This is a genomic window from Mycobacterium sp. IDUB_36 (assembly GCF_055419225.1).
Window position 1 is genome coordinate 2565267 of the sequence record NZ_JBVAXH010000001.1, and the last position, 20383, is coordinate 2585649.

Below are 20383 nucleotides of genomic sequence, written 5' to 3' on the forward strand. Positions count from 1 at the left end.
CGAGGGAGAGTTCGCTTACATGGGATGCGGTGATGTGACGGGGGACACCGTCAGGTGCTAGTTGTCGGTGCCCTCTTGCTGCTTTTGCACCTTCTCACCGGTCTTGGTGGACTCCCGGAGCTCTTTCTTCGCCTTCGCCGCTTCATCGGCCATTTCGCCGATGGACTCGTCGCCTTCTTCAGCGCGCATGGTGACCTCTTTCCATTCGCCCGTGCGTACCCGTGATGGCGGCCGCCGAATCAGTGCAGGAATCTTCTACAAATATAGAAAATACGGTCACCACGCGATAACGCCGCTGTTAGCGTGCGGCGCATGCACCGATGGAGAGCGTCGTTTCTGGCTGCACTGTTGTTCGCGCCGCTGCTCCTCTGCGGTACGCAGCATGCCAGCGCCGACACCGGTGACGAGCCGCGATATGCGGACTTCTACCTGCCGCCCGATCCGTTGCCGGCGGGGCGGCCGGGGGACCTGATCCGCACCGAGCCGTCGAGACTGGTGCTCGAGCCCTCCGGCCAGCTGGGCGCCATCATGGCGACCGGGACGCGAATCATGTACCGCAGCACCGATACTCGTGGCAATCCGATCGCGGTGACCGGCACGTACTTCGAGCCGTACAACGATTGGCCGGGCAAAGGACCGCGGCCGCTGATCAGCTACGCCCCCGGCACGCAAGGCCAGGGCAATCGACGCGCCGTTTAATAGATGAATCACCACATCCCGCAGGTCCAGTCCTCAGCAGCGCCGTAATGATCTGTGCGACGCGGCGCTCGACGTGTTGGGCCGCGGCGGCGCACGCAGTCTGACCCACCTCGAGGTCGACCGTCGCGCGGGGATGCCGCCCGGTACCACCTCCGCGTACTACCGGACGCGCGAGGCGCTGTTGCATGCGATCGCCGCCCGCATCACCGAGCTCGACCTGGCCGACCTGACCTTGATGACCGAGAAGGTAGGTCGCGAAGCCGGCGCCACGCCCAGAATCAGTGAGCTGGCGAAGATCGTGATGAAGGCGTCCCAGGATCCGTGGCTCACCCGCACCCGCGCGCGATTCGAGCTCGCGCTGCAGTCCGGTCGCGACCCGGTGCTGAGTGAAACCCTGCAACAGACGATCGCGTTCTTCACCGTCCTTGCGCGGCAGGCGGTGACCAGTTGGCAGGACCCCGGCGAACAGCTCGACACCGACTTGATCGAGGACCAGACACTGACCCTCCTGACCTTCATGGACGGCGTGATGATGGGGTTCGTTCGCGGCATCAGTGCGTTCGACGACCATCGCCACCTCGTCCGGGTCCTGCAGGGGTTGATCGAAGCGGTCGGTGATCCCCCGTGACTCGGCCCGCAATACAAAACTGGGCGGCAAGGAACGAAGTCCTTGCCGCCCAGCCAAGTTCGTGTTGCCTATTCAGCAGCCTTCTGGCGTGCCTCGGCTGCCTTCTCGGCGGCGCGTGAGGCCTCGGCCTCGGCCTCTTTCTTGGCCACGTCGCGCTGGGCCTTGGCCTTGTCCTGCTGGGCCCGGCCTTCCTCGCGAAGGCCGTCGCGGTTGGTCACGATGCCGATGATTTCCTTCGCCTTGCCCTTGACGTCTTCGATCACGCCCAGGACGGCTGCTTCGGGTCCGCTGGTCACTACACGATCCTTTCTGCTCGGGGATGGGATGAAAAATCCATACCCGGTGTCGCGGGCGACTCAACGTGATGTGACAGCCCTCACCGAATCACGGCGCTGTGGTTAGGGCTTGATCCTGATCTTGCCCGGTGACCACCAGCCGAAGTGCGTGGCGGTGCCGAGGTCCAACTGCGCGGGCTGAGCGTCGACCAGGGTGTCGAACTTGCGCAGCGAACCCCAGTCGCGGGCCCAGTCGTGAGACAGATAGGTCGCCATCACGTGGGCGCGCAGGAGCAGGTCGGTGATGCCCAGCAGACCGCCGTTGACGCCGTCTTCCCAGGTGTCGGTGTCCATCTTCTTCGCCGTGTAGTCGGGTGTGATGCGGAATTCGGGGATGTCGGTGACCCCGTTCGAGTGCAGCATCGGCTGTTGGCACGGGAAGGCCAGCCCGACCGCCCAGTCCAGCAGCACCGGCTGCGTCGACCCGACGTACTCCTGTACCGACCGCAGCTCGGGCACCCGCGGCGGCGTCACCGCGATCCAGTCCTCCGGCGTCAACGACAGATCCTCGGCGACCACCCGGACGGCGACGGCGTCCGCGGGGATCTCGGAACGTGGGTAGCGCAGGTTCCGCCACGCCTTCGGCTGCTCGCCGTACAAGTCGTCGGGCACCAGCCGCCCGGCCGGCACCACGTCACCGCCGGCGCCGGCGCGGCCGTATTCAAGCACCACGGTCTGACCCTCGGTGTGGTGGTGCAGCACGCTGTTGCCCTCGATCTTGCCCGCGGCGGTCACCACCACCAGCGGATGACCGTCGTCGGCGGGCGGCAGCTGATACCAGGCCGAGGCCAGCTTGCTCTGCTGCTGCGCGTCGGTGGTGTAGCTCCCCAGAATCGGAATGCGTTGCGGGTCAAGCCCATACGGCAGCGGTACGGTCGAGCCGTTGACGCCGGCCGTCTTCAGCTTGGTCGGCGCGTCCCAGTCGTAGTCGGTGCCGGGCTGGTTCGGGTGCATCACCACCGCCTCGGCGACGGTGTGGTCCGGGACGCCGTTGGGCGTGAAGCCGACCGGGTTGGTGCCGCCGAGCGGGCCGAGGGGGCCCCACGGGCCGGAGTCTGAGCCGCCGGGGCGGGGCTGCATGAATCCGGCGTTGGTGTCCGGCTCGACCAGGACGTCGTCGGCCAGGCCGCAGCCACCGGCGAAAGCCCGGATGTTCGACGAGCCGTTGGAGAAGGTCGGGTACTGCCGGACGATCCCGATCGTCATCGAGGCGATGAACACCAGCGCCATGAACCCGGCGGCCAGCGGGATGGGGGCCGCCGTCAGCGCGCGGGCCACACTGCCTTCACCTCGGTCGCGGGACGCGAAATGCAGCCACGCCGCGTAGATCGCCACCGCGACGAACAGCGCGAAAAACATGGTGCTGATGCTGATTCCGGCGACCTTCGGCATCGCCGCGTTGAACGGCACGCCGTAGCTGGAGACGTACCACCACCCGTTGGTGGTCGCGAAACACAGCGCCAGCAGGAACAGCGTCGCGGCCAGGAACGCCATCCGGTTGCGCGACCAGCGCAACACGGCCGGCGACACCAGGGCTGTCGTCAGCGCCGCCATCGCGGCGCCCACCGCGGCGAACAACCCGAAGTGGTGCACCCACTTGGTCGGGGTGAACATCAGGAAGAACATGGTGCCGAAGATGACACCCATCAGCCGCCACGCCGGCCCGCGGGCGACGCCGGGAACTCGCTTGCGCCGCAACATGATGAACACCGCGGTGAACAGGCACAGCGCGGTGACCAGGAAGCCGAACCGGCGCGACAGTGAGCCGTCGACTGTCGGCAGGATCAGATAGTAGTAGCGCAGGTTCTCGGTGTACCAGGCTTGGCTGGGCCCGATCGCGGTGCGAATCCTGGTGGCTTCCAACACTGTTGACAGCGTCTGGTCGGCGAACACCACGGTCAGGATCACCGTGCCGGCGGCCAGCATCGGCGCCACCAACGGCCAGGTGCCGACCAGGCGATGGCGCCGGACCAGGATCCGCAGGATCGGCCGGCCACCGGCCACCAGCGCGGCCACCGCGATCAACCCGGTCGGCTGGACGCCGAGGGTGAACGCCGCGGTCACCACCGCCAACGCGGCGGGCGTCAGCCGGCTGTAGCGCATTGCCCGCTCGATCAACACGTAGGTGATCAGCGAGCCGACCGCGATGATCGGCTCGGGCCGAAGGCCGTTGTCGAACGGCATCCACGCGGTCAGCAGTACCAGCCCGGCCGCCCAGTTCGCGGCCTTGCTCTTGGTCACCGCCGGCCCCAACCGGGGCAGTACTTCGCGTGACAGCAGCAACCAGCACACCAGCCCGGCGATCAAGTCGGGCAACCGAATCCACAGACTCGAGTCGCTGACGTGGGTCATCAGTGCCAGCAGGTTGTAGTACCAGCCGAACGGGTCTTCCGGGCTGCCGAACCAGCGGAAGTAGTTCGACATGTACCCCGCGCGGTCGGCGACCCGGGCCATACCGAGGATGTAACCGTCGTCCGAGGAGTTCGCCCCGATCACCCACCAGAGCACGAACCCGGAGATGATCGTGGCATCGGCGAGGGTGAAGGTCCGCCAGTTGGCCGGTATCCACCGGCGCATCCGGTGGCCGTCCAGCTGGTCCAGCCGCCACAGCGCGATCAGCGCGACGATCGTCGCCACGATCGCCGCGACCATGGCGAACAACTTCAATGTCGTTGGGGTGGTGGAGAACCGGGTGTCGATGGTCGCCGACATCGTCAGCCCCGGCGGGGCGGGGCCGACCAGGTCGGTGAACACTCCGACGATCTGCGGGCGCAGATTGGGGTCGGGGAAGCCGCTGCGCAACTCCTTGCCGCCGGAGTCCTTGAGGCCGACGAAGGTGGCGTACGTCCCGGCCGTGGTGGAGGTGACGTCGATGTGCTGACATTGCGGCGAGACCACCTGCTCGCGCGGCACCGAGAGGATCACCACGTTGCGGTCGGTGACATCGACCCGCTGCTTGTTCACCACAATGAACAGCGCTTGGAGGTTGGCGTCCTTGCCTTTTCGTGGCGCGGTGCCCAGCACGACGCCGCCGGTCGGCGGCATGTCCCGCACCACCTCGCAGGGCACCTGGGCGTGGAAGTCGACCGGTGTCAACGAAATCAGCGGCGCGGTGACACTTTTCAGCTGGCCGTTCTGCGGCCAGTTCAGGTCGGCGGTGGTCTGCACGACCGGAAGCAGCGGGGTGGCCACCGACAACAGGAAGCCGATCAGCCCGGCGATGGTGGCGACCCAGCGGGTCGTCCTGACGGTGTCCGCGGTGGTCGCGGGCGTGCTGGAGGTGCTCACGGCAGTGCTCGAATCGGTCCTTGGCGACTCCAGCCGTAGACCGTGCTGGTGCCTTGCTGGACGGCGGCGATCGGTGCCACGTCGTCGGGCAGCCACCGGTGGTACTGCTCCACCTGACCCCAGTCCCGGTACCAGTCGCCGTTCAGGTAGGTCGGCACCGTCGACGTCCACATCAGCGCCTGAGTGAACAGGAACGGACCGCCGGACTTCGACGCCTGCCACAGGTTGGACGACGCCGACGTCTGCTTGTGGTCCGGCTGAATGCGGTACTGCGGCAGCTCGGCGACACCCAGGTGCTCCGAAAACGGCCGTTGGCAAGGGAAATTCGCGGCCGTGGCGACGTCCATCAGCACCGGCTCCTGCGGCCCGATCAGCTGTTGCAGGCTCTTGGTCACCGGCGCTCGCGGCGGGGTGAAGGCGAACCACTGGTCTTCACTGAGGTTCGGGTCGTAGGCGACGATGCGGGCCACGTTGGCCTCCGGCGGCGCCCAGCTCATCGGGAAGCGCAGGTTGCGCCAAGCGGGCTGCGGGCCGATGTCGATCGGGAACATCAGCCCGAGCGGTGCGACGCTACCGTCGGGTTTGGTTGCGCCCCACTGCAACCGGAGCGACTGGCCGTACATGAAGTCGCCGTCCTCTTTGTAGGACCAGATGGCGCCGGACGCGGCGACCACGACCAGCGGGCGGTCAGGCGTGCGCGGCGGCATCTGGTACCAGGCCGAGGTGGCGGTGGCGGCGCGGGCGTTCTCCCCGTAGCTGCCCATCACCGGAGTGCGTGCCGGGTCGAGACCGAACGGCAGCGCCGCCTGTGAGCCGTTCATCCCCGTGGGGCCCTTGCCGCCCGCGGTGCCGGCCGAGTCGGTGATCGACGCGTTCGGCTTGTTCGGCGAGGCGTCGGAGTTGACCACTCCCGGCTTGGTCACGACCGGGTCGGACTGCAGGTTGTCGCCGACGCCCTGCGGGGTGAAGCCGACCGGGTTGACGCCGCCGAGTGGACCGTCGGGCCCGAACTGCTGTCCGGGAAGTGGTTGCAGCACACCCTCATTGGGGTCCGGCTCGGCCAACACGTCGTCGGCCATCGCGCAGCTCGACGACGAGAGCCCGGAGGCGATCGCGGCGAAGTTGGCCTTGCCGGTGGTGTACATCGGATAGCGCAGCACCGCGCCCTTGCCCAGTGACGCGACTTCACCGAACACCATGATCACCGAGACCACCAGCAGCGGCGTCGACGCGAGTACCCGGTTACGCCGGGTCGCGGCGACCTCGGTGTGTCCGGCGTAGTCCATCCGGAAGTGCTGCCAGGCGGCCAACAGTCCCGTCGCGATCGACAGCGCCAGGAACATCGACGTCACCGGGTGGCTGGCGATGACGGGCTGGATGTCGTACCAGGGCACGCCGTAGTTGTTCACGGAGAACCAGCCGTTGATCCCCGAGGTCGCCCAGGCCAGCATGAACAGCAGCGCGGTCACGTACAGCGTCAGGTTGCGGCGGTTGTGCAGACCGATGCGGGCCATCGCGAACGCCGTGACCGCGCCGAGCGCGCCGGCCAACCCGGCGAACGCGCCGAACTGGATCGCCCACTTCGTCGGCGTGAAGTGCAGCAGCAGCAGGCCGATCGCGGTGGTGCCGATCAACCGCCAGGCCGGGCCGCCGGCCACGCCGGGCACCTTGCCGCGCCGCAACAGGATGACCAGCACCCCGAACAGGCACAACATCATGATCAGCACCGCGAACCGCCGCGACATCGAGCCCTCGGCGTTGCTCTCCACGGTCAGGAAGTAGTAGCGCAGGAACTCCTGGTACCAGGCGATCGTCGGGCCGACCTTGTACTTGATCCGCGCCGCCTCGGCGACGGTCGCCAGCGTCTGCGACCGGAACACCACGACGATGACCAGTGACAGCGACCCGGCGAGCACTGCCAGCGGCGCGACCAGACCGTCAGTTGCCCTGCGCCGCATGATGATGAGTGCGATCGGCCGGGCGGCGGCCAGCAGCGCCGCGACGGCGATCAAGCCCTGCGGCGCCAGCGTCGCGGTGAGCGAGGCCACGATGATCGCGAAAGCCGCCGGCACCAGCCGTCGGGTGGCGATCGAGGTCTCGGCGAGCACCCAGGTGGCGACCACGCCGAACGCGATCAGCGGCTCGGGCCGCAGGCCGTTGTTGAATGGGAGCCAGGCCGCCAGGAACACCGCGCCCGCCGTCCACACCGCCACTCGGTTACCGGCCAGGCCACCGCGCCCCGGGCCCAGCCGGCGCAGCATGTAGCGGCTGATGATCAGCCAGGTGCCGATCGCGGCCAGGGTCGCGGGCAGCCGCATCCAGACGCCCGCGGTGCTGACCGAGGACAGGTGGCCCAGCACCGACTGGTACCAGTCGAACGGAGCCTCACTGGTGCCGAAGTAGCGGTAGTAGTTGGCGACGTAACCGGCCTGGCCCGTCACCCGGGCCATGGTCAGGTTGTAGCCGTCGTCCGACGAGGTCGCACCGATGACATGCCAGAGCAGCAGCGTGCCGATCACCGCGGCGTCGGCGAGCCAGGTGGTGAACCCGGCCTGTAGGAGATGGCGCCAGTTGCGGGGCGTTCGGCGTCCCGACTGCCGGTCCAGGACGGCCAGCGCGGCGATCGAGGCCAGCACGGCGAGAACGCCCAGGGCCATCACCGCGGTCTTGAGCGGCGTGGGGGCGACGATGAATCGGGTGTCGACGTCGACCCGTGCCGACAGCCCCGGCTGCGCGGGAACCGCCAGGTCGGTGAAGATGCCGCCGACCGCGGGCTTCTTCTCGGGGGCCAGCGTGCCGGCCGCACCCGGGATTCCGGCGAAGTCGGCGCCAGCGCCGCCGGCGTCCGCCCAGATGTGCAGCGTGCTGCACTTACCGTCGGCGATGGCCGAGCGCGCGGCGGCCGCGGCGACCGAGTCGCGGAACGCGACGGTGACGGTGTCCTTGTTGGCCCGGACGAACAGCCCGTTCTTGCCCGTCTCGAAACCGGCGACCGGCAGCGTCGACACGACCAGGCCGCCGTCGGCGGGCAGCGTCGCGATCGCGGCGCACGGAATGGAGATGTCCAGCGCCCGTGGCGCCCCGGAGACCAGCGGCGCGGTGATGTCGGTGAGACGACCGTCCTTGAGGCCCTGCGGCCACAGCACGGTCGCTGTCGTCTGCCGGACCGGCAGCAGCGGAACCATCGCGCACAGCAGGGCGCCGACGATGCCCGCGACGACGGCGATCAGCCGGGCGAGCGATCTGGCGTCGGAGGACACGAGGGACGATGTTAGGCGACCCCTTCCGCTGACGACGCAGCGCGCGCCGCGCGCTGAGCAGGCTGCTTCGGATTCGACCCCGGACGCCAGGTGGCCGTGGCTGTCGCCCCGCCGGTTCGTGCACGTAACCGCCCGTTAACACCGGGGCCGTCCGCCGCCCCTCGCACAGCCGGACGACTGGCTTTCGGACCTCCGGGTTTGAGCCCGGCTGAGGGCGGGCACAGGCATTTGTCCTCCTCTGATCCAAATGAAGTACACAGGAAGTCGGCCAATGACGGTCCAGGTCAATGCGTCGCGCACACCGAACAGCCCTGCTCAACGAACGTCTCCGCACCCCTCCGGCCCGTTCGACTCGCCGTACCAAACATGGTTTAGTGAGTCAGCGGTGGTGAATTTAACGGAGCAGCAACAAAACACCACCGGCCATTGGCGTGAGTTGTGGAGTTCCCCCTATTCGCGAACGACCGCTGTGGTCGCCGGGGGCGTGGTGTTGTATTCCACCAACGAGTTCCTGACGATCAGCATGCTGCCAAGCACGATCAACGAGATCGGCGGCGAGCGAATCTATGCGTGGGTGACGACTCTCTATCTCGTCGGGTCGGTGGTCGCCGCGGCGACGGTCAATGCGCTGTTGCACCGCTTCGGTGCCGGCCTCTCCTACCTCGGCGGTTACAGCGTCCTGGCTACCGGCAGCGTCGTCTGCGCGGCGGCTCCCAACATGGAAGTGCTGTTGATCGGCCGGTTCCTGCAGGGACTCGCCGGTGGCCTGCTGTGCGGCCTGAGTTTCGCGGTGATCAACGCGGTGCTGCCACGCCGATTATGGAGTCGAGGTTCCGCGTTGGCGGCCTCGACCTGGGGCATCGGCGCGCTGCTCGGCCCCGCGCTGGGTGGACTTTTCGCGCAGTTCGGTGCGTGGCGGTGGGCGTTCGGTCTGTTGGCGATGCTGAGCATTGCGATCGGCATCGCGACGCCGGGGCTGTTGACGGTGGACGGCTCGGAGCAGCCCGACCGCGAATCGGCCCGGGTTCCGATCCCGTCCGTGGTGCTGCTGGGCGCGGCCGCGTTGGCGGTCAGCGTGGCCTCGGTGCCGCACAACACGCTCGAGACGGCCGCGCTGCTGGTCTTCGGCGCGCTTCTGATCGGCGCATTCCTGATCGTCGACCGCCGGATGGACACCGCGGTGCTGCCCGCCAGCGTCTACGGCTTCGGCCCGCTGAAATGGGTCTACCTGACGCTGGGACTGCTGGTGGCCGCCACCAAGGTCGACCTCTACGTTCCGTTGTTCGGCCAGCGACTGGCACACCTCGGGCCGATCGTCGCGGGCCTGTTGGGTGCCGCGCTGTCGCTGGGCTGGACGATCAGTGGACTGGGCAGCGGCTCGCTGAACCGCACCCGCACGATCGTGGGCGTGGTGATCGCTGCGCCGGTGGTGATGGCGGGCAGTCTGGCACTGGCCGGAGTCATGCACGTGCAGGGCGCGACCGCCGGCATCGTCGTCGTCTGTGCTTTCGCGCTGCTGGGTGTCGGGCTCGGCATCGGCGCCGCTTGGCCGCATCTGTCGGCGTGGGCGATGAGCGACGTCGACGATCCCGCCGAGGGTGGAGCCGCCGCGACCGCGATCAACTCGGTTCAGCTGATTTTCGGGGCGTTCGGCGCCGGATTGGCCGGCGTCGTGGTGAACCTGGTCGACGGTGGTGGAGCTTCGGCGGCCAGGTGGGCCTTCGCCGTCTTCGCGTTGCTCGCGTTGAGCGCCTGCGTCACCGCGTTTCGCGCCGGTCGCCGGCAGATCGCTTTCTGATCCGTCCGGCGGCGGGAGCCGTCTGGTCGTAAATCAGGCTGCCGAAACGTGTCGTACCCGGGTGCGAATATGAGGTCATGTCCGTGACCACGTCGCCCGTTGCGGCGGTCAGCCCCGCTGAGCGTCTCGATGTGTTGTTCGAGGAGTTGGCGGAGCTGGCTGGTCAGCGCAACGCGGTTGACGGGCGCATCGTGGAGATTGTCGCCGAGCTGGAACGCGACGAGTTGTGCGGCGCTACCGGAGCGCGGTCGGTGGCGGCGTTGGTGGCCTGGAAGCTCGGCTCAACGTCGGGAAATGCCGCCACGATCGCCACCGTCGCGCGGCGGCTCGAGGAGTTTCCCCGCTGTGCGGCCGGTATGCGGGAGGGGCGGCTGTCCCTGGATCAGGTGGGCGTGATCGCCGCACATGCGGGCGATGGATCCGATCAGCATTACGCCGAGCTGGCGCAGGTCGCGACGGTCAATCAGCTGCGCACGGCGGTGAAGTTGGAACCGCGACCCGAACCCGATCCTCGGCCCGAACCGCAGCGCACGATCAGCAAGACATCCAGCGACCAGTCCAGTTGCTGGCGGATCACTCTTCCGCACGACGACGCGGCGAAGTTCGAGGCGGCACTGGCGTCCCATCGTGACGCACTGCTGGCCGAGTGGAAGCAGGCTCGCGGCAATGGCGAGCGCGTCGAGCACCTCACGCCACCAATGCCGAGCACAGTGGAGGCGTTCATGCGCCTGGTCGAGGCCGGCTGGGACGCCGAGGCGGCTCGACGGCCACACGGGCAGCACACCACGGTGGTGGTGCACGTCGACCTCGAACAGTCCGTGTCGGCGCTGCATCTGGGCCCGCTGCTCACCGACGCCGATCGCGCCTATTTGACCTGTGACGCCAACTGCGAGGTCTGGTTTAGGCGTGACGGTCAGGTCATCGGCGCCGGCCGGACGACGCGAGTGATCAGCCGGCGGCTTCGGCGCGTGCTGGAGCACCGCCACCCCACTTGCGCGGTCCCGGGCTGCGGGGCCACCCGCGGTCTGCACGCCCACCACATCCGCCACTGGGAAGACGGCGGCCCCACCGAATTGGCCAACCTGGTACTGGTCTGCCCGTATCACCACCGGCTGCACCACCGCAGTGTCATCAGCATCTCCGGACCCGCCGACGAGCTCATCGTCACCGACAGTCGTGGTCGACAACTGTGCGCGGCATCCCTCGCGCGACCGCCCACCCTCACCCCGCCCGCTGTTCCACCGTGCCCCGGGCCCACCGGCGAGCGCGCCAACTGGTGGTGGTACGACCCGTTCCAACCCCAACCACCACAACCGTCCAAGAACTAGGTTGTTCACGGGTCCGGTCGGCCTGCCACACGCGGAGTTACAAGAGCCGACGCGCGGCTGCTAGCCCCGTCTGAGCGGAGCGGGACTCCACAGCCCGCTGCGGGTCGCCGATCCCAGGTCGAGTTCGGCCGGGCCGGCACTCGGGTAGTACGGCGTCAACTGCTGCAGGGCGCCCCAGTCGCGCGACCAGTCGTCCCTCAGATAGGTCGACACGGTGTTGGCGCGCACCAGCAACTCGGTCACGCCCAGCGGACCGCCGCCGTTCTTGTCCATCACCGGTGAGTTGGCCTCCGCGCCGAACCGGTCCGGCAGAATGCGCCACTTAGGCATCTCCTCGACGCCGTTCTGGTGCCCGAACGGCCGCTGGCACGGGAACGCCAGGCCGACCAGCCAGTCCAGCAGCACCGGATCCGACGAACCGACCACGTCCTGCAGCGTGCGCAGCCGCGGGATTCGCGGCGGGGTCACGGCGATCCAGTGCTGCGGATCCAGGTCCTCGTCGCTGACCACCACCCGCACCTGGGTGGCGTCCGCGGGCAGGGCGGACAACGGCGCCCGCAGGTTGCGCCAGGCCGGGGCCGCGCCGACATCCGCGAGGCCGGTCGAGCCGCCGGGCTTGTTCTCGGCGGCCTGGCGGTCGTTGGCCCACTGGATCTCGACCTCGCCGTAGTTGAAGCGGCCCGCGGCCGACACCACCAGCAGCGGCCCGGACTCGTCGCGGGCCGGCAGCCGGTACCAGGCCGAGCGGACGCGGGCCGGCACCTGTCCGCCGGACCGCCAGCTGCCCAGCACCGGGGTGTGCGCCGGATTCAGGCCGTAGGGCAGGCGTGCGCGTGAGCCGTTCACCCCGGGCGCCGCCGTGGTGCCACCTTCGTTGCCGGCCTCGCCGTTGGTCACATTCCCGTCGTCGCTGACGAAGCTGCGGTCGCCGGGGCGCTCCATCACCGGGTCGGCGGACACCGACGACGGGATGCCGTTGGCGTCGAAGCCCTCGGCGAAACCGTCGGCCAGCGCGTCCTTTTCATCCGACGAGACCGGACTGAGCATGCCGGCGTTCGGGTCCTGCTCGACCAGGACGTCGGTGGCCAGGCCGCAGGTCTTACCGGTCAGCGCCTGGAGATTGGAGCGGCCCACCGACCACGCCGGATACTGGTCGGTCATGCCCAGGGTCAGCGAGAGCACCTGGAAGAAGACCAGTGCCCAGGCCGCAATTGCCAACGGAGAGCGAATGATTCGCCCCAGTCGTGAATCGTTCGGCGGATCGGCGTCGCTGCCGCTCTTGACGAAGTGGAGCCAGGCCGCCAGCAGCGCGACCAGAAGCGTCAGCGCCAGGAACCCGGTGGTGAAGCCGAAGTGCCACTGCGGGAACGCATTCGACCACGGCACCCCGAAGTTGGAGACGTACCACCACCCGTTGACACTGGCGAACGACAGCGCCACCACGAACAACACCACCACGGCGAACAGCGTGCGGTTGCGTCGTGACCGCATCGCCGCCGCGGTCACCGCGACGGCCGCCAACGCGCCCAGTGAACCGGCCAATCCGGCGAACACCCCGAAGTGGTGCGTCCATTTGGTCGGGGTGAACATCATCGCGATGAACGAGATCACTGTGATGCCGATGATCCGTCGGCTCGGGCCGGCCGCGGTGCCGGGAATTCGCCCCTTGCGCAACGTCATTGCCACCGAGACGCCGAGCGCGACCAGCAGCACCAGCAACGCGAACCGGCGGGCGACCGACCCGTCTGGACTGGCCATGAACAACCGCTCGTAGCGGATGTGCTCGTCGAACCAGCTCAGGCTCGGCCCCAGCGCACGCTTGAGCGACGTCGCCTGCAGTTCGCCGGCCAGGGTCTGGTCGCGGAAGATCAGGATCGCGTTGACGCTCACCGCGGCGACGATCGGCGCCAGCAGCGCCACCACCCCGAAACGCTGCGAGCGGCGGTGAATGATGGTGCGCAGCGGGCCGATTGCCACCAGCAGCGCCCCGATCGAGGCGATCCCGGTCGGTCCGGAGAACAGCGTCAGCGCCCCGATGATGCACGCCGCCGCCACCGGCAGCAGCCGGCTGGTGGCCACCGCGCGCTCGACCGAACACCACGTGAGCAGGATGCCGACGGCGATGATCGGCTCGGGCCGCAGGCCGTTGTCCAACGGCAGCCACACCGCCAGGAAGGTGCCCGCCGCCGTCCACGCCGCCGCCCGCGAGGTCTTGACCGCGTGCCCCAGCCGCGGGATCACCTCCCGGCTGATCACCCACCAGCAGGCCAGCGCCATCAGCAGGGTCGGCAGCCGCATCCAGATGCTGGCGGTGGTGACGTGGGCCCACAGCGCGAGCAGGTCGTAGTACCAGCCGAACGGCGCCTCGGGGGTGCCGAGCCAGCGGTAGTAGTTGGCCATGTATCCGGCGTGCTCGGAGACCCGGGCCATGGTCAGGATGTAGCCGTCGTCGGCGGTATTGGCGCCGACGAAATGCCACCACACGAGGGCGAGCGCGACCAGGCCGTCCAGCCCGCTCAGCGACCACCAGCGCGGGGGCAGGAAGCGGCGGTGCCGGGTGCCGTCCGAGGTGTCCAGGACGTGCAACGCGATCAGCGCGGCAAGGGTCAGCGCAACGCCCAGCACCATCGCGGCCATCTTCAGCGGCGTCGGCGACGTGCTGTAACGGGTGTCGATCGTCGCGGAGAAGGTCAGGCCGGGCGGAGCGGGTCCGCTCAGGTCGGTGAAGACCCCGACGATCTGCGGCCGGAAGTCGTAGCCGCTGCGCTCACCGCGCAGTGCCGCGCCGGGATGTTCGGCGTTGGGGCCCTGGGTGAGTCCGACGAATTCGCCGATCACCCGGTCGGCGTGGGCGGTGAAGACCAGCTTCTGGCAGGCCGGGCTGAGCACCTGGCTCAGCGGTGCGACCACCAGCGGGACGTTGCGCACGACCAGCACCAGGTCGTCGCCGCCGCGCTCGATCAGCAGGCCGCGGTCCACCGCCTTGGGCGCCTGCTTGGGCACCGTCGACAGCAGCACGGTCTTGCCGGTTCCGGTCAGGCCGGCCGCCGCCTGGCAAGGGATGCTGATGGTGAGATCGGTGGCGACGTAGCCGATCAGCGGGGCTTCGACACTGCCGAGCACGCCGTTCTGCGGCCAGTTCAGTTGAGCGGTGGTCTGTGTGACCGGCAGCAGCGGGGTGGCGATCGCCAGTAGCGTGCCGAGCACCCCGGCGACGACGGCGACAAGGCGGGCGGTGCGATAACTCCTGACTGCCTGGCTGCCCACGGGGGTAGATGCTAATTGCTCGGGTTGCGCTGCCTCGGTAGCCATCAGGGTTTGCGGATGGCTAGGACGAACGGGCCGATCTTGGTCACCGCGAACCGCGGGTCGGCAAAGATCGCGGCGTTCAGTTCGACGGTGTAGCGGCGCACGTTGGGCTGGTTGGGATAGACGTCCTCGGCCAGCCGCAGGGTGTAGGTACTCGACTCGCCCGCCGAGCCGCCGTGCCGCATCAGGAAGACCGTCGGCGCCGCCCACGGCAGGGTGTCCAGCGCGTGGACGAACGGGTCGGCCTTCTTGAGCTTGGCCCACTGGTTGATTGCCGCGGCCCGCTTGTCGAACTGCGCCAGCGGATTGGCGTAGTGCGACGTCAGCCCCTGGAAGCCGTAGTAGGGGTAGTAGGACAGGAAGCTGTAGTCGGCGGTCAGCACCACGGTCTGGTCGCGCGGCTTGCCGGTCGCGCGGGTGATCGCGTGGTCGATCTCGTCGTAGAACTTCTCCGAGCTGGGCGGACGGCGGTCGCCGCGCTGGCCGTGGCCGTCGGTGTCGGTGTAGGCGATGGTCAGGTCGGGGCGCAGTACGTCGGGGATGTCCTGGCTGAACGCGATCGCGGCGGCCAGCCCGATCGACGCCGCCACCGGAACGACGGCCCGGCCCCAGGTGCGCTCGCGGCCGCGCGCCTGCACCGCGAGCGCCGCTTCGACGAAGCCGAAGACACCCGCCGCGGTCAGCAGCACCGTCAGAGTCGGCTGCAATCGGAAGGACAGCAGTGTGGTGCGGGCCAGCGTCGCGAGCATCGACAGCAGCGACCACAGGTAGACCGCGAGCACGCCGACCGCCAGGCCACCCGCCCGCACCGACGACCGGGCCCGCACGACCAGCCACAGCGTCCCGAGCAGACACAGCGCGCCGAGCAGGGTGAACTTCAGCATCGGGAAGGTGAGCTCGGCGCCGTCGGCCGGCAGGTAGTGGAAGGCGCTGCCGCTGTTGCTCACCGGGTCGTGGGCGGCGCGCAGCAGGAACGGCAGCCAGGTCGTCGCCGCGATGGCCGCGGCGATGACGGCGATGACACCCAGTCGGACCAGGGGATCGAGCACGGCGTTGCGGCCGTCCCGCCGGCGGGCCGCCGCCAGCGTCAGCGCCATCAGCACCATGGTGAAGGCGCTGTAGGCGGTCAGCAGCGTGTAGCAGGTGGCCGCCACACCGAGGAACGCCCCGGCGCCGATCACCGCGGCCCAACCTCGACCGCGCGTGCCGGCGCGCAGACCCGACCAGGTCAGGACCAGCACCGGCGGCAGCAGCACGGTGATCATCGCCGAGTACGGCTCCGGCGAGCTGTAGGCCAGCGTCACCGCGGCGGTCGCGGTGGTGACCAGCAGCGCGTACTCGAAGCGAATCATCCGCGCCCACAACACCAATGCCGCGGCGATCGCGATGGTGATCGAGGTGATCGCCCACGGCTTGAACGTCTCCCAGCCCGGCGTGCCGGTCAATGCGGCGACGCGTCCGCCGATCCAGAACCAGCCCGGGGGATAGAACGCCGGCAGCCCGGTGTAAGTCATGTCGTGCAGCGCCGGACTGTCGGTCAACCGGGTCAGGTACTCGGTGCGGAACTGCTGATCGACCGAGATCCCGAACAGGTAGAGCTTGGTGGCGCCCAGCGGCATGCCGAGCGTCACCACCGAGAACGCCGACACCAGCACCACCGCCAGCAGCTGCGCCAGATATCGGCGACCCCGCCGAAAAACCCAACCGGCGCACAGCAATCCGAGGATGCAGCCGACCTGACCGACCGTGGTCAGCGCGTGCAGCTGATTCGACGACGGGAAGGCCGGCCACTGCACCCGGGCTATCGCGGCCAGCGACATCACCGAGACCGCCGCCGCGATCGCGACCGCGATCACCAAGTGGCCGACGGTGGCCAGTGCGTTGCGCATCTAGAAGGGCAGCTTGCGGAAGATCGGTCGCGGGATGTGTCGCAGCACCGTCATCAGATAGCGGACCGGTCCGGGCGCCCAGACCAGGTCCTTGCCTTTGGCGGACGCGGTGACGGCCAACTCGGCGACGGCCTCTTTGTCGACGGTGAAGGGCGCCTCCTTGGCGCCGGTGGCCTTCCAGTGTTCCAACGTGGTGGTGGTGCGCACCTGCCCGGGCCGGATGACCAGCACGCGAACTCCGTACTCGCGCAACGCCTCTCCGAGTCCGAGGTAGAAGCCGTCGAGGCCGGCCTTGGTAGAGCCGTAGACGAAGTTGGACCGGCGCACCCGCTCACCGGCAACCGAGCTCATCGCGATGATGCGGCCGAAGCCCTGCGCCTTGAGCTTCTCGCCCAGCAGCACACCGACGGAAACCGCTGCGGTGTAGTTGACCTGGGCGATCTGAACGGCCTTGCGTTGGTCCTGCCACAGCTCTTCGGCGTTGCCCAGCAGGCCGAACGCCACGATCGCCACGTCGATGTCCTGCGGGGCGTCGCCGCCGAAAGCCGCGTCGATCACCGCGGGGTGGCTCGCGGTGTCGGTGCCGTCGAAGTCGATCCATTCGACCGACTTGGCGCCCGCGGCCTTCAGCTGTGCGATGGCCTTGTCCTTGCCGGGGTGGTTCGGCAGGTCGGCCAGCACGATGCGGGCGTTCGCGTTGCGCAGGTAGCGCTCGCAGATCGCCAGCCCGATCTCCGACGTGCCACCCAGCAGCAGGATGGCCTGGGGGTTTCCAACGGCGTCAAGCACCATTTACAGCAGCTCCAAACGTCGGGCCATGTCCGAGACGAAGACTCCGTTCGGATCGACCTTGCGGCGCAACGCGATCCACTCGTCGATGCGGGGGTACATGGCGTGGAAGTTCTCGGCGCTGACCCGGGAGTCTTTGGCCGTGTAGACCCGGCCGCCGAATTCCATGACGCGGGCGTCGAGCTCGTTGAGGAATTCGTTGACGCCGGGCCTGTTCGGGAAGTCCATCGCGACGTTCCAGCCGGCCATCGGGAAGCTCAGCGGTGCCTTGTTGCCCGGACCGAAGAGCTTGAACACGTTGAGCGCCGAATAGTGGCCGCGGGTCTGGATCCATCGGATGATCGCCTTGAATTCCTCCAGCGCATCCGGCGGCACCAGGAACTGGTGCTGCGCGAAACCTGTTGGGCCATAAGCGTTGTTCCAGCCGCTGACCAGGTCGAGCATGTGGTAGAACTTCGACAGGTTCTGGATCTTGCCGCTATAGGTTCCGCCCAGCCGGTAATAGACCTCGCCGATCGCCTTGAACGACAGCTTGTTCATCGCGCTGATCGGGAAGATGTCGGGCACCGAAAGTAGCTGTGGCGCATCGAATTTCAGCGGATTCTTGGCCAGTTTCGGTGGCAGCTGATCGAGCTTGGCGAGGCTGCCGCGGCTGATCGATGCCCGGCCGAGCTTGGTTGGCGGGCTGATCAGGTCGAACCATGCGCTGGAGTAGGTGTAGTTGTCTTCGGTGCCGTCCAGATGCACGGCGACCGTCTCTTCCAGGTCGCGGGTCGCGACGCCGTCGGCGATGAAATACGCCGTCTCGGTCGGGGTCATCGCGATGACGGCCCGCAGCACGATGCCGGTCAGCCCGTTGCCGCCGACGGTGGCCCAGAACAGTTCGGCTTCGTCACCGTCGGGGGTCAGGTGGCGGATCTGGCCGTCGGCGGTCAGCAGGTCCATCGACACGACGTGGTTGCCGAAGCTGCCCGCGCTGTGGTGGTTCTTGCCGTGGATGTCGCAGGCGATGGCGCCGCCGACGGTGACCTGCCGGGTGCCCGGCAGCACCGGCACCCACAGCCCGAACGGCAGCGCCGCCTTCATCAACTGGTCCAGGCTCACCCCGGCGTCCACCTCGGCCAGCCGGGAGTCGGAGTCGATGGAGTGGATCTTGTTCAGCGGCGTCATGTCGATCACCAGACCGCCGCCGTTCTGGGCGTTGTCGCCGTAGCTGCGGCCCAGCCCCCGCGCGATCACACCTCTGCTGTGAGCCCGCCCGCCCGATTCTGCGATCTGGCCGACCGCCTTGGCGATCAGCTCGGTGTCCGGAGTCGACAGCACCTCCGCTACCGACGGCGCGGTGCGGCCGAAGCCCATCAGCGGGGTTTTGGTGGTGGAAATGTCGCTGCTCAACATCGTGAAAGAGGGTACCCGCCCCTCCGGCGACGATGCGGGACGCGCTCGTCCCGGGGGGAAGTCGGCCCATCAGGGCGGGTCACGGTTCAGCGCGCCCCGACTCAGAATGTGACGTCGAGGACGTGGTGCGGGCCGTCGAGATACGCCGCGAGGTTCGGTGCGGTGTATCCGGATCGCGCCTCGGCGTGCTTGACGGCAGTGGATGCGGCGTATTGGGTCGGGTCGGTGACGCCCAATGTGCGCACGTAAGTCCACAGGAGTCGGTAGAAGCCGGTGCGCGAGTCGTGCGGCGGCGCCAGCGGATCGGGGTCGACTCGAAGCGCCGCCGTCAACGCGTCGTCTCCGGGCACCGGATTCGTGCTGATCGGCAGGGCGGTGTCAGCTCCGTCGACGAACTGGAGGCCGCACTCGCGGGCCCGGTCCATCATCCAGCGGAAGGTGATGTCACTGAGTCGGTGTTCCGGGTAACCGCCGCCCACGTCGCGATGCACACCGGTGAACCAGACCTGCTCGACGCGCTGACCTTCGGTGACGTGCGTCCACAAGGTCGGGAAGAACGGGCCGCGTTTCTCGTCGATCGCCAGGGCCTGAAATGCCGCGCCGACCTGGGAACTCAGGTCGGTGTCGTGAAAGCGTGTTCGACGGTTGATGAAGGCTGCCAGCGCTGACGGGGTCATCGGAATACCCAGCGCCCCGACCGTGTCCCAGACGCCGATGAAGCGGATCTCGGGCTCATAGGAGTAGGAGTGCCGGAACAGCGTCGCCTCGATGCCGCGGGGATGTGTGGTGCTGGTCCTGTTGCGGTACAGCGCGAACGCCCGGTCGATCAGGCCGGCGTTCTCCGGCCGGAGGATGCCGCAGTTACGGACGAAACCGGCGGTGCTCCGCGCGGTGAACGCGCCACGGCTGAAGCCGAAGAAATAGAGCTTGTCGCCGGGTTCGTAGTTCTTCACGAGAAAGGCGTAGGTGTCGCGGACAGCGCGTGCGACACCGAAACCGAACGCGCCTCCGATGAACCGCTGGCGTCGCTTGGTGCCGACGCCGACGTGGTAGTACATGCGCTGCTCGAGGCCCTGGTCATCCTTGTCCGCGAGGGCCAGCGCGATCCGGGTGACGTTCGTCGGGGTCGGGTTGCCGTCGCTGAGCTCATCCGGACTGTCCCAGGTGCCGTCGCAGCACACCACCAGAGCCTTTGCCATGGCTCAGCATGCATGGTCGGGGTTCAGCGCAGGCGGAAAATCACCGATCGCTGCACGACGAAGTTGATCACCGTCGCGGTGCCCTGCGCGATCACGAACGCCGCGGGCACCCGCCACGGCTGGTGGGCGAACTGCAGGTAGAAGACGTAGTTGATGCCGACCTGCACGCAGTAGGTGAGCGCGTAGAGCACGCAGACCGCGATGAAGCGGGCCCGGCTCGGCGGTGCCTGGAACGTCCACCGGCGGTTGATCAGGTAGGCCGTCGTGGTGCCGGCGATGAAGCTCAGCGACTTCGCCACGTTGACCTGCAGGCCGGCCTTCAGGAACAGCACGTACAGCCCGAAGTCGACGATCGCCGACAGTCCGCCGGTGACGATGAAGCGCCACGCCTGTGTTTTCAGCGGCAGCGGGGTGCTCGCCGAGATCTCAGCCATCGGCGGAGAGTCTACGGCCGGTAGCCGTC

At 68.2% G+C, this 20383-nt stretch carries 13 protein-coding genes and 1 pseudogene; 4 read left to right on the forward strand and 10 right to left on the reverse strand.

Annotated features, from left to right (window positions below):
• Nucleotides 1–57: 57 nt before the first annotated feature.
• On the reverse strand, nucleotides 58–189 hold the full coding sequence (locus ACZYW1_RS12610; protein WP_463786203.1) for a hypothetical protein: 132 nt from the start codon (nucleotides 187–189) through the stop codon (nucleotides 58–60).
• Nucleotides 190–312: 123 nt separating this feature from the next.
• Here ACZYW1_RS12610 and ACZYW1_RS12615 point away from each other — a divergent pair.
• Together ACZYW1_RS12615 and ACZYW1_RS12620 are read left to right on the forward strand one after the other, a co-directional pair.
• Nucleotides 313–693, forward strand: a pseudogene (locus tag ACZYW1_RS12615) (lipase family protein); the annotation flags it as partial.
• A 79-nt stretch (nucleotides 694–772) separates the two neighbouring features.
• Nucleotides 773–1327, forward strand: coding sequence for a TetR/AcrR family transcriptional regulator (locus ACZYW1_RS12620; protein WP_463786206.1), 555 nt, complete (start codon nucleotides 773–775; stop codon nucleotides 1325–1327).
• A 68-nt stretch (nucleotides 1328–1395) separates the two neighbouring features.
• Here ACZYW1_RS12620 and mbp1 read toward each other — a convergent pair whose 3' ends face one another.
• The 3 genes from mbp1 to ACZYW1_RS12635 form a co-directional block, all read right to left on the reverse strand.
• On the reverse strand, nucleotides 1396–1623 hold the full coding sequence (mbp1, locus tag ACZYW1_RS12625) for a microaggregate-binding protein 1 (protein ID WP_463786208.1): 228 nt from the start codon (nucleotides 1621–1623) through the stop codon (nucleotides 1396–1398).
• A gap of 102 nt (nucleotides 1624–1725) precedes the next feature.
• Entirely contained in the window at nucleotides 1726–4950 is a 3225-nt protein-coding gene (embB, locus tag ACZYW1_RS12630; protein WP_463786210.1) for an arabinosyltransferase EmbB, read from the reverse strand.
• Entirely contained in the window at nucleotides 4947–8210 is a 3264-nt protein-coding gene (locus tag ACZYW1_RS12635) for an arabinosyltransferase domain-containing protein (RefSeq protein WP_463786212.1), read from the reverse strand. The genes embB and ACZYW1_RS12635 overlap by 4 nt, the downstream gene beginning before the upstream one ends.
• 385 nt (nucleotides 8211–8595) lie before the next feature.
• Here ACZYW1_RS12635 and ACZYW1_RS12640 point away from each other — a divergent pair, with 385 nt between their 5' ends.
• Both ACZYW1_RS12640 and ACZYW1_RS12645 read left to right on the forward strand, forming a co-directional pair.
• The gene (locus tag ACZYW1_RS12640) at nucleotides 8596–10008 is read left to right on the forward strand and encodes an MFS transporter (protein WP_463786213.1); all 1413 of its coding nucleotides are present in this window, start codon (nucleotides 8596–8598) and stop codon (nucleotides 10006–10008) included.
• Between the two features lie 77 nt (nucleotides 10009–10085).
• The gene (locus ACZYW1_RS12645) at nucleotides 10086–11336 is read left to right on the forward strand and encodes an HNH endonuclease signature motif containing protein (RefSeq protein ID WP_463786215.1); all 1251 of its coding nucleotides are present in this window, start codon (nucleotides 10086–10088) and stop codon (nucleotides 11334–11336) included.
• 60 nt (nucleotides 11337–11396) lie between these two features.
• Here the strand turns inward: ACZYW1_RS12645 and ACZYW1_RS12650 are convergent, their stop codons facing one another.
• The 6 genes from ACZYW1_RS12650 to ACZYW1_RS12675 form a co-directional block, all read right to left on the reverse strand.
• Nucleotides 11397–14648, reverse strand: a complete 3252-nt coding sequence (locus ACZYW1_RS12650; protein ID WP_463786217.1) for an arabinosyltransferase domain-containing protein — start codon at nucleotides 14646–14648, stop codon at nucleotides 11397–11399.
• The gene (locus ACZYW1_RS12655; RefSeq protein WP_463786219.1) at nucleotides 14648–16534 is read right to left on the reverse strand and encodes a galactan 5-O-arabinofuranosyltransferase; all 1887 of its coding nucleotides are present in this window, start codon (nucleotides 16532–16534) and stop codon (nucleotides 14648–14650) included. Before ACZYW1_RS12655 ends, ACZYW1_RS12650 begins: the two co-directional genes overlap by 1 nt.
• Entirely contained in the window at nucleotides 16535–17326 is a 792-nt protein-coding gene (locus ACZYW1_RS12660) for a decaprenylphospho-beta-D-erythro-pentofuranosid-2-ulose 2-reductase (RefSeq protein WP_463786221.1), read from the reverse strand.
• Entirely contained in the window at nucleotides 17327–18721 is a 1395-nt protein-coding gene (locus tag ACZYW1_RS12665; protein ID WP_463786223.1) for an FAD-binding oxidoreductase, read from the reverse strand.
• 101 nt (nucleotides 18722–18822) lie between these two features.
• Nucleotides 18823–19920, reverse strand: coding sequence for a DUF2235 domain-containing protein (locus ACZYW1_RS12670; protein WP_463786225.1), 1098 nt, complete (start codon nucleotides 19918–19920; stop codon nucleotides 18823–18825).
• Nucleotides 19921–19943: 23 nt separating this feature from the next.
• A complete protein-coding gene (locus ACZYW1_RS12675; protein WP_463786226.1) occupies nucleotides 19944–20354 on the reverse strand; it encodes a GtrA family protein in 411 nt (136 codons plus the stop codon).
• Nucleotides 20355–20383: the final 29 nt, after the last annotated feature.